A 6,451-nucleotide genomic window follows, 5' to 3' on the forward strand; every position below is an offset into this window, starting at 1 on the left:
CATTCCAGTTAACATAAAATGATGCGAACTATAACTATACAGGAAAGCCCCATTATAGGGGCTTTTGCAACATGTACCGAAGATATAGTGCTTGTACCTCTGGGTACATCTGAACCTCTTCGTGAAAAGATCGGCCAGTTCTTGCAGGCAAATGTAGTGGAAACCCTTATCAACGGAAGTACTATTGTGGGTTCACTTTGTCGGGGAAATTCCAATGCAGTGCTTGTTCCAATGGGTTCCAATGTAAGAGGCATGGATCAGATCGATGTTCCGGTAGTAGAGTTGCCTGGTAAGCTTAATGCTGTGGGTAATGTTGTGCTTGCAAATGATTTCGCGGCACTTGTTCATCCGGAACTGAGCGATAAATCGGTGGAAGCTATTGAGAAAGCTCTCAAGGTAGAAGTTCGAAGAGGCACTATAGGCGGTGCAAAGACTGTAGGAATGGCCGGAGTTGCAACCAATAGAGGTTTGCTTGTAAATCCTCGCGCAACAAGTACTGAGCTTGAAGTGCTTGAGGAGTTATTTGGTCTTCCGGTGGATATTGGAACATCAAACTATGGAACTCAAATGGTAGGTTCCGGATTGATTGCAAATTCCAAAGGTTACGTTGCAGGTTCGCAGACCACAGGTCATGAACTGGGAAGAATAGAAGATGCCCTGGACTTATTAGAATAAGTGATTTTAGGTGATTTAAATGAAGACATTTCAGGTCAAAGGCACATTCAAGGCCGGAATAGCATGGGAAAAGTTCACAAAGGTCATTGAGAGCCAGAACGAGAAGAATGCAGAAGATAAAGTGTATTCACTCTTTGGCAGCAAACATGGTCTTAAAAGGAACTTAATAAAGATTGAAAGTATAACTGAGGCATGATCCATGGCGGATATGAATGGACAGGATCCAAGGGTTCTTGCAAACCAGCACCGCGAGTTTCAAAGACGTGCGGAAATGGTGCAGCAACAGATGAGCATGGTCCAGTTATCACTGGAAGATTGTAACAGAGCAATAAGCACAATTGATGAGCTCAACAATGTTTCAGCTGGTTCTGAAATAATGTTTCCGATAGGTTCCGGTTCATTTGTATATGCCAATATCACTCACACTGACAAAACAGTGGTTGATATCGGTGCAGGGTATACTGTAGAAAGGCCTCTCCCTGAGGCAAAGGAAATTCTCCAGCGCCGCAGAGAAAGGCTTACAACAGCTCTTGAAAATATAAATAATACCCTTGCCCAGTTAGGCCAGCAGATGCAGGCCATTGAATCATTCCTTGCAAAGCTCCAGCAGCCACAAGGTAATGTAGGTTCCCAGTGAACCTTTTTTTTCTATTTTTTCTATTTTTAACAAACTTGCGAGTTGTATCACGTGTTCAATAAACTCAAGTCGAAACTTAGTGGATTCAAGGATAAGATTGGCAGCAAAATTGATGAAAAAGCTGTTGCTATCGAACCTGTAGGGGAAACAGTTGACGAAATTATAGATTCTCAGGAAAATCTGGAATCTCCTGTCGATGTTTCTCCTTCTATGCAGGAAGAAGTAAAGGCAAAGCCTGAAAATCCTGCTGAAGAAACTAAACAAGCTCCAGATGAGGAAAACAAAACGGCTAAGAAATTTGGTTTTGCACAAAAAGCCAAGGCTCTTGTTTTTGAAAGGGAATTCATCCTGGAAGAAGACGATCTTGAAGAACCTCTCTGGGATCTGGAAATGGCACTTCTTGAGAGCGATATTGCACTTTCAGTCTCAGAAGCAATTGTAAGCTCTGTAAAGAGTCAGTTAGTTGGAACCAGAAGGCGTATTGGTAGCAATACAGGTAACATTGTTGAAGATGCTCTCAAAAATGCAATCTATGATGTGATGAGTGCCAATGTATTTGACCTTGATGAATATGTGAAAAGTGCTGAAAAACCGGTACATATTGTTTTCATAGGTATAAATGGAACTGGAAAAACCACGTCCATTGCCAAACTTTCCAAACGTTTCAAGGATATGGATATGTCAGTTGTAGTTGCTGCAGGTGACACATTCAGGGCAGGCGCAATTGACCAGCTCGCAATTCATGCCGATAAGATTGGCGTAAAGATAATCAAACACCAGGAGCAGGGTGACCCGGCTGCTGTTATTTATGACGCAATGCAGCATGCTAAAGCTCATAATGTTGATGTTGTATTATCTGACACAGCAGGAAGGATGCATACCAATATCAATCTCATGGAGCAGCTTAAAAAAGTCTGCCGCGTAGCTCCGCCAGACCTCATTATCTTTGTGGATGAGGCAGTTGCAGGTAACGATGCTGTGGAAAGGGCAGCACAGTTCAATGATGCTGTTCCTATAAGCGGTTCAATCCTAACAAAAACAGATGCCGATTCCAAGGGTGGTGCAGCAATTTCCATTGCATACATCACAGGAAAACCAATATTATTCCTTGGAATGGGGCAGGGATATGATGATATTCGCAAATTCGATCCTCAATGGTTCGTGGATCAGCTATTTGGGGAATGATCTGCATTTTCCAAATATTTTTTAAAAAATAGTCTTTGAATAAAATTTGATTTAAATCTTAAAAGCAAAAAAGCTGGCAGATAAATTATCTGCAGCTTATCTTTAATTCTGATGCAAGTTTCTCTACCCTCTCGTTTACATTCTCGCCTGAAGCAATTATGTTAACAAAAGCTGAACCTACAATTACTGCATCAGCACCGGCTTTGATAACTTCCGCAGCCTGCTGTCCGTTGGATATTCCAAAACCAACTGCCTTTGGAACTTCTGTATCAATGCGTGCAAGTATGTTCTTTGTTGACTCTGCAACATCGACTCTTTCTCCGGTAACTCCAAGTCTTGAAACAATATAGACAAAACCTGATGTTTTTTCCAGATTCTTTTCCATTCTTTTTCCTGTAGTTACAGGTGTGATAAGGAATATCAGGTCAACACCATTATGCTTGCATGCAACATGTAGTTCATCTGCTTCTTCTGCCGGAAGGTCAGGTACAATTATTCCGGTAATTCCTGCTTCAGCACAATCCTTGGCAAATTTTTCATTTCCTCTTTTATAAATGAGATTATAATATGTCATGCATACTAGGGGAACATTTTCCTCGATGGATGCTGCCATTTCAAAATACATGTCCGGATTCATGCCTGCTTCTAAAGCTCTGGTTGATGCAGCCTGTATGGTAGGTCCATCAGCAACCGGGTCTGAGAATGGCATTCCCAGCTCAACAATATCTGCTCCACCTTTTACAAGTGCGTGAACTATCTCTTTTGTAGCTTCTGCTGAAGGATCACCTGCACAGGCATAGGCAATAAGGGCCTTTTCATTCTTTTCTTTAAGTTCTGCAAATTTATCACCAATTCTCACTGGCAAGCCTCCTTTGTCTCTTCTTCCTTTAATTTAAATACTGCTTCGAGATCCTTGTCTCCTCTTCCTGAAAGGTTGATAACGACAAGATCACCAAGTTCTTCAAGTTTCCCAATCTTTGCCATCTTCATAACGTAGGCAATTGCATGTGATGATTCAAGTGCAGGGATAATTCCTTCAAGACGGCTGAGCTCATAAAAGGCTTCCAGTGCCTCGTCATCATTGACCGTACACGGAGTTATCCTGCCAATATCCGCAAGGTGTGCAAGTTCAGGTCCAACACCGGAATAATCAAGTCCTGCTGAAACAGAACTGGATTCAAGTATCTGTCCGTACTTGTCCTGAAGTATAAGAGTGTGTGCACCCTGAAGAATGCCTTCCTCACCAACACAAAGTGATGCGGAGTGCAATGCTTCCTTTTCAGTGGTCTTTAATTCTTTTCCGCCTGCTTCAACCGGGAAGAGTTTGACTTCCTTGTCTTCAATGAATGGATAGAAAATACCCATTGCATTACTGCCACCGCCTGCACAGGCAACAATAGAATCTGGGTACCTGCCTTCTTTCTCCATAATCTGCTCTTTAACTTCCTTTCCAATAACACTCTGGAAATCACGCACGATCATAGGATATGGGTGTGGTCCCACAACCGAACCTATTAGATAATGAGTATGCTCAACATTTGTAACCCAGTCCCTTAGAGCTTCATTAATTGCATCTTTAAGTGTCTTTGAACCGGATTCAACAGCGTTCACTTTGGAACCCATAAGCTCCATTCTGTAAACATTCATGTGTTGGCGTATAACATCTTTTGCGCCCATGTAAACCTCGGATTCAAATCCCATATTGGCAGCAGCCATTGCAGTTGCGGTTCCGTGCTGTCCGGCTCCAGTTTCAGCAATAAGACGTTTTTTGCCCATGTATTTTGCCAGAAGTGCCTGTCCAAGAGTATTGTTCAACTTGTGAGCGCCACCATGAACAAGATCCTCACGTTTCAGGTAGATTTTAATTCCGTATTTCTTGCTGAGGTTCTTGGCAAAATAAAGTGGAGTTTCTCTACCTGCAAACTCTTTCATATAGAAATCCAGTTCCTTCAGGAATTCAGGATCATCCTTGTAACGTTCATAGGCTTCTTCAAGCTCAGTAAGTGCCGGCATGAGCACTTCGGGAACGAACTGTCCTCCGAATTTACCATACATTGATTTTTTCATTATCATTCTCCGTATAATTGATTAATCTTTAAGTGCATCAACAAGCTCTTTTGTTTTTGCATATATTTCTCCGCTTTTTATAATGGATGTACCGACAAGTACAGCATCAGCCCCGGCTTTTACAACCATTTTCACATCGTCAATAGTGTGCATTCCACTTTCACTGATTATAATATGACTCTGTCCATTATTTCGATCAAATTCTTTGACTAGCGGTATAAGTTGAAGTGTCGTAGCAAGATTTATCTCTAGATTACTCAGATCTCTGTTATTTATTCCAATTATCCTTGTTTTTGTTTCAAGCGCATTTTTAAGTTCACTTTCATTGTGAATTTCCACAAGTGGTTCGAATCCTTTTGATATGGCCATTTCTACCATTGATCCAAGTTTATCTCCAAGAATACCTGCTATTAATAATATAAGATCACTTTCAATTTCATTGAATTGGATCTCATCTATAATGAAATCCTTGCGTAAAACAGGAAGTGATATTTTCTTTCTCACTGACATGAGATTGTCTACCGACCCATGAAAGAATTCAGGTTCTGTTAATACGGATATTGCCACAGCTCCTGCTTTTTCCATCTCTGTTGCTATCATGGCTGCATCTTCAGGTCCAATATCCTGCAGTTTTTTTCCTGGGGAGGCAGGTTTTACCTCTGCGATGACTGCGACTTCTCCTTGTGTTTTCTTCTTACTGATGGCAGTAATTATATCTCTTTTATTTGTAGTATCATCCTTAATCATCGACAAATCTATTTTTGTCTTTAAGTTCTGCACTCTTTTTTCAGTAGAGCTAATTATATCATTTATTACGGCATGCATCAAATAACCACGTATGTTCTGTAATGTACAAAGATGTACATGAATGTAACAATATATAAGGCTGCCGGTCTTCTTCAAAGTAGGATTAATCTCAGACTTTATCAGTCTCATCCTTCAGGTAAAACTCAATGTTATGATCAGTGTGCATATTTTGCTCACCATTCATATGCTCCTGAATTCCCAATTTTTCCTGAACCGTCGTTGGTGGGAAATAGGCTAGGTAAGCAAGTATTGTCCCTATAAAAACGAACAATCTTGCAAACATTTGCATTGCATCCACGATTGCTATTGTGTCTGTAAGCATAAAGTCAAATACAAAAGAAATAGCTACAAGTGGCAGAGCTGTTCTGTATCTTATCCTTTTTGGCATCCTCTGCAGCATTATGAGCAGCAATAGTCCCAGTATCATGGAAGTTGGAATGACGAATAATCCCATAAGGTACAAATTGATTGCAGCGTCACTATTGATCATAAAAATAGAACCCCATTCGGTGACAATGGGTCCTACTATTCCGCTTTCATAAAGAAAAGTAAGATATGCTGCTCCGATAAGAGCAAAAAACAGGGAAATATATTCTCCAATCTTCTTGCTACCAGTTATCACATATATAATGAAAAATACAAGCGGGACTGATATAAATGCAAAAGGGATTGCAGTAACAAAATACATTATCGCATCGATTTCCTGTTTTCCAGAATATGCTGCAAACATTCTTACAGTTGTGGGCAGGTATGTAAGTCCGACCATCATCCAAAAAACGATCAGCGAAAAAAGAGCAGGTTTGCTATTTTCTTTGTAACTCTCCTTGTTTCTGGAAAGTACCCATGCAAATGCAAGGGATGATAGTGTGATTGCAAAACATATTGTTCCATTTAACAGAAGTCCCGGGTTCATTCCTGTCTACTATTAATTAGTTGCTTTTTATTTATATATTTTCATTGTTCAAAAGTTGCGAGTTTGATGTTTGATATTTCCAACCAAATGGTATTTATATTATTCATTACTATATTAGTGATATATCCAAAATTAAATGGATATAAGAGGAGGATCGTACATGAAAG

The 6,451-nt window shown here is 40.3% G+C and carries 8 protein-coding genes; 4 read left to right on the top strand and 4 right to left on the bottom strand.

From position 1 onward, the window contains the following. Positions 1-18 precede the first annotated feature (18 nt). The 4 genes from FKV42_RS03625 to ftsY are packed head-to-tail and all read left to right on the top strand — an operon-like array spanning position 19 to position 2,497. Positions 19-675, top strand: a complete 657-nt coding sequence (locus FKV42_RS03625; RefSeq protein ID WP_154808888.1) for a translation initiation factor IF-6 — start codon at positions 19-21, stop codon at positions 673-675. A 19-nt stretch (positions 676-694) separates the two neighbouring features. Then, positions 695-871, top strand: a complete 177-nt coding sequence (gene rpl18a, locus FKV42_RS03630; protein ID WP_154808889.1) for a 50S ribosomal protein L18Ae — start codon at positions 695-697, stop codon at positions 869-871. Between the two features lie 3 nt (positions 872-874). After that, the gene (gene pfdA / locus FKV42_RS03635) at positions 875-1,312 is read left to right on the top strand and encodes a prefoldin subunit alpha (RefSeq protein WP_154808890.1); all 438 of its coding nucleotides are present in this window, start codon (positions 875-877) and stop codon (positions 1,310-1,312) included. Between the two features lie 51 nt (positions 1,313-1,363). Continuing rightward, on the top strand, positions 1,364-2,497 hold the full coding sequence (ftsY, locus tag FKV42_RS03640) for a signal recognition particle-docking protein FtsY (RefSeq protein ID WP_154808891.1): 1,134 nt from the start codon (positions 1,364-1,366) through the stop codon (positions 2,495-2,497). A gap of 85 nt (positions 2,498-2,582) precedes the next feature. Here the strand turns inward: ftsY and trpA are convergent, their stop codons facing one another. The 4 genes from trpA to FKV42_RS03660 all read right to left on the bottom strand — a co-directional run bounded on the left by trpA (position 2,583) and on the right by FKV42_RS03660 (position 6,284). After that, complete coding sequence (trpA, locus tag FKV42_RS03645; protein ID WP_154808892.1) at positions 2,583-3,356, bottom strand: tryptophan synthase subunit alpha; 774 nt, start codon at positions 3,354-3,356, stop codon at positions 2,583-2,585. Next, the gene (trpB, locus tag FKV42_RS03650) at positions 3,353-4,564 is read right to left on the bottom strand and encodes a tryptophan synthase subunit beta (RefSeq protein WP_154808893.1); all 1,212 of its coding nucleotides are present in this window, start codon (positions 4,562-4,564) and stop codon (positions 3,353-3,355) included. Before trpB ends, trpA begins: the two co-directional genes overlap by 4 nt. A 21-nt stretch (positions 4,565-4,585) precedes the next feature. Continuing rightward, entirely contained in the window at positions 4,586-5,389 is an 804-nt protein-coding gene (locus FKV42_RS03655; protein WP_154808894.1) for an indole-3-glycerol phosphate synthase TrpC, read from the bottom strand. A gap of 91 nt (positions 5,390-5,480) precedes the next feature. Beyond that, positions 5,481-6,284 carry a hypothetical protein gene (locus FKV42_RS03660; protein ID WP_230375469.1) on the bottom strand — a complete coding sequence of 268 codons (804 nt, stop codon included), beginning with the start codon at positions 6,282-6,284 and terminating at the stop codon, positions 5,481-5,483. Positions 6,285-6,451 lie beyond the last annotated feature (167 nt).

The sequence above is a fragment of the Methanolobus vulcani genome (genome assembly GCF_006546655.1).
In the GTDB taxonomy this organism is placed as follows: domain Archaea; phylum Halobacteriota; class Methanosarcinia; order Methanosarcinales; family Methanosarcinaceae; genus Methanolobus; species Methanolobus vulcani_A.

Bases quoted from the DNA above. Each gene is read 5' to 3' on its own strand.
- FKV42_RS03625 (WP_154808888.1), top strand. From the start codon at position 19: ATGATGCGAACTATAACTATACAGGAAAGCCCCATTATAGGGGCTTTT.
- pfdA (WP_154808890.1), top strand. From the start codon at position 875: ATGGCGGATATGAATGGACAGGATCCAAGGGTTCTTGCAAACCAGCAC.
- rpl18a (WP_154808889.1), top strand. From the start codon at position 695: ATGAAGACATTTCAGGTCAAAGGCACATTCAAGGCCGGAATAGCATGG.
- FKV42_RS03655 (WP_154808894.1), bottom strand. From the start codon at position 5,389: ATGCATGCCGTAATAAATGATATAATTAGCTCTACTGAAAAAAGAGTG.
- trpB (WP_154808893.1), bottom strand. From the start codon at position 4,564: ATGAAAAAATCAATGTATGGTAAATTCGGAGGACAGTTCGTTCCCGAA.
- FKV42_RS03660 (WP_230375469.1), bottom strand. From the start codon at position 6,284: ATGAACCCGGGACTTCTGTTAAATGGAACAATATGTTTTGCAATCACA.